This window comes from Candidatus Methylacidiphilales bacterium (genome assembly GCA_025056655.1).
Classification (GTDB): domain Bacteria; phylum Verrucomicrobiota; class Verrucomicrobiia; order Methylacidiphilales; family JANWVL01; genus JANWVL01.
Window position 1 is genome coordinate 1 of record JANWVL010000120.1, and the last position, 3,625, is coordinate 3,625.

The 3,625-nt window shown below is 36.8% G+C and carries 2 protein-coding genes; one reads left to right on the forward strand and one right to left on the reverse strand.

Going from position 1 to position 3,625, the window contains the following annotated elements:
- Positions 1 to 988: ParB N-terminal domain-containing protein (locus tag NZM04_08010; GenBank protein MCS7063966.1), on the reverse strand; the 988-nt coding region annotated here is incomplete at its 3' end.
- Positions 989 to 1,080: 92 nt separating this feature from the next.
- On the opposite strand from NZM04_08010, the gene NZM04_08015 reads away from it, so the two are divergent.
- Positions 1,081 to 3,453, forward strand: coding sequence for a hypothetical protein (locus NZM04_08015; protein ID MCS7063967.1), 2,373 nt, complete (start codon positions 1,081 to 1,083; stop codon positions 3,451 to 3,453).
- The last annotated feature ends 172 nt before the right edge of the window (positions 3,454 to 3,625 follow it).

Genomic DNA, 3,625 nt, shown 5'->3' on the forward strand with positions numbered 1-3,625 from the left:
ATGATTTCATTAAACCGTCAAAGACATTTGTATATATATTGCATACGATCTCAACCAATCTTCCTGGCGGTATATCCACGCGCTGCATGTTCTCAGCCCACTGCATATGAATTTGCAGTTCATTAGATATATCACCTGGATAGATTATGGCTGAAATGGTATCACTGCCGTTGTTGAAAATAAAATTGTACATACTAGCCCAAAATCTTCTTTCTCCATATATGATCTGATAGATGTCTTTTTTCATAACTACGCCAATTGGCTGCAGCAAACCGTTTTTACGAATATCATCAGCCAATTCTAATATCTTCTCCATAGCTCCTCTGATTACAATATCATCCTTCATCTTCTCAAGTGCTGTTTTAATAACCGATTCATTATTGAAATTACACTCTTGTAGAATACTGCGGGGAAGAGCTGCCCGAACTTGACCTATATCTACTTGGATCATCTTCAAGGGTATGTTTTCGTAAGTTGTTTTAACTGCAGAAATCGTTCGATCTTTATATAAATCATCAATAGCACTAAAAAACTCCTCATCTTTATTTTTATTATCATCTACTTTGTCAATATATTTATCTTTTAATATATGCTCTTGATTTAATTGGGCTGCTGTGTTATTGAATTCCATCTTTTCAATATTCTTCTCATAGCTTGCAACATTTTGAGTGGGCAAATTATCTGTCAACTTCTCCTGGCCTAATCCCTCTATTCTTTTAATAACCCCATCATCCTCCTCATCTCTTGTATCCTCAGGTTCCGTCATAACATCTTCATTGAATTCCATACCAGAAAAAATTTCCATTATATTCGTATAATCTATATTAACCATGTTTGATTTTGATGCAGGGGTATCTATCAATTCGTCAACCACCTTATTACCTGATTCATCACTATTTACATGATCTGGATTTGGAGTCGCTTTTGGTGGTTTTTCATTTCGGGACGATTCCTTATATTGTCTTATCAGATCATCTAATGTTGCCATAGTAAGTATTATAGCATATCTCGCGGCTTTCTCATAATCCAGAATTTTAATCTTAATCAGCGGCTGATAAAGAATAAAGAAAAGATTTTTCCATGTTAGTTTTTTACCAAACTAGTAACCATTCGCCTGTAAATAAGAGTGCCAAGATATACGGAAAATGGCTTGACTATAACACCATGGAGGATATAATAGTGAGTATGAGCATGAGAATGAGAACCCTAGTCCCATTGATCATTACGGCCTTTTTATGCTTCCATATCAATGTCAGAGCACAATCACAGAATGATAATCTGATAACATTATCATTGAATTCGAATAAAACTATCAATATACACGATCGCTTTAACCCTGAAGGTGATTTCTTTCTTCCGAAAGCATCATCACGCCCACCTAATAATTCTGTAGTACCTATGTTCTCGACAAGATACGTATCAACAGAAGGCCTACGCTTCGCTGCTACACCATTTACATTAAAACATGAATTTGCGCCTAGAGGAAGAATTGTTTTTGACCAATCAAGATATCCGGTAGTTAAAGATATCCTGGGTAATCCGGCCGGAGGAAAAATTCCGGTGATTAACTATCGCAGAGATTTGATCGACAATTCGGTCTCATGTCCTGAATTGCCTACAGAATGGCGGAGCTCTTATGAACGAGACCCAATTGTGGGCGCAGATGGATTAAAAATTCCAGACAACATCGAACCCTGTCATCTGCAAGAGGCATTAGATGCAGCCGTAGCAGTAGTGCGTTTTCATCCCACTCTGCATCATTTTAGAGATATGCTAAGCCCCTCTTTTGTAAATGAATGGAGAAGATATCAGAATGCTGGGTTGCTTTATGATCTCGATGTTTTATTAGAGCAATTAGATTTTAACCCAATAGCGTGGCAATTTTATAGCTTAAAAGAAGCTCCACTCTTCTTGATTGTAGCAGCATATCCCAATATGAATGTTTATTCATATCGCGATTATGCCGTGATATCTCCACGCGAAATTCCGTTTGATACTCCGTTGATAACATTTTATTTCTACCTTGTTTCTCCATCTGGATATGTATGTGGTATGGTTGGTTACGGTTATAATTATAATGGATTAGGCTGTTTTGACATGTTAGAATATGTGCCTAAAATTCAATTAAGCGTGATTTATGACTATGATATTAAGAAGTGGCGGTTATATACCTTCGATGATGGAAGTTATGATCCTTCTATATTAATGCGTATGAATAAAATCGAGAATCGTGATGTTGGACAAGCTTATCCATCCGGTTATTATAATGCCCTAGCTTTCTACTATCCTCCAATTCGCGAGTGGTTTAAAGACATAGAAGAGGGACGCCGCCATCGTATTAATCCTGAGATCTTTAAATATCCGATCAATACCTATGCTTTTGCCCCGGGTTACGGTCTTATGCCGATGAATCCATTGAGTGCAACTCATGTTGATTTATCCAAGCCTATCACTATTCCTGCTAATCTGCTGAACCGCTTTATTTTCAACAAAAATGGTATATCTGAGACATTAGCTTTGTTAACTTTGATTAATGACAAAGCAGGGCAACTAGTTCGAACCAGGGATGTAAGATACATGCCTAATATCAGCGTGATTATTACAACGACCAAAATCATGACTCCTCAAGACAAGTTGGTTGATGTCTTTAAATACACAACATCTAATGATGCACTGCTGTTACAAGAAACATATTACGGAGATGACAACAAGCCAATAAATTTGGCGAGTTTACATGATTATTCTGAAAATAAGATTTACGATATAAGATTAGATGGATCAGGGAAAAAAGCCATTGCATGCACTTTGCGTGAGGTGCGTCCTTATATGTTTCAACCTATAACATTATACGAAAGCTATTATACATATCATAATCATTATATAGATAGTTACGAGATAAAAGATGGCAACCTGATCATATACGAAAAGAAATACAAGGATAATAAGATTGGAGTAGAATATAGCGCATATCAAGTTTTAGATAAGTTTAAATCAAAGCAGATCTTTCGTCAGGATATTTTATTCGGCGAGCAAAATTATAAACGCATGATTCAAGTCTTAGAACGACAAAGTATAGAGGATATCGTCAAGCTATGCCGCCAACCATCTCCTGTACTAGATAATATGCTTGATAAAATTGCTAATGTTAGCGGCATTAACAAGGAGAATTTGCTAGTTTTGGAATGGAAGCGAGAAAATAATAAGATAGTAGCCTTCAGTGGCTTAAGTTTCAAAAACGCTGAAGCAAGTATCATTCGGAATATTAATTCTTCCTCACAATACAAGATACTTCAGTTACCAGAAAAACGCTGGAGTGGATTAAGAATAATAGAGGTGGGAGATGTAGAAAATAATAGATTAGGCTATCTAACTCTTCATGATCATGACCTCATCATGCCGGATGGTAAGTTAATATCTGGCGTTCTTATTGAGTGGATAGATGTAGAAAAATAGACAAGATTAAAGCATGGCAGCAGTGGATTTAAATCCACTGCTGCCATGCCTTTCGGCGCTTGGAGAGCTAACATAGAAGTGATGAAATCTATGGCTAAAGGAAGATAAATAAAATATGTGCTGAGTCCACCACAACCAGCTAGCGACCTGAAGCTCGGCAGACTGGAGAAGA

Coding starts and splice junctions, on each gene's coding strand:
- NZM04_08015 (MCS7063967.1), top strand. CDS start 1,081: ATGTTAGTTTTTTACCAAACTAGTAACCATTCGCCTGTAAATAAGAGT.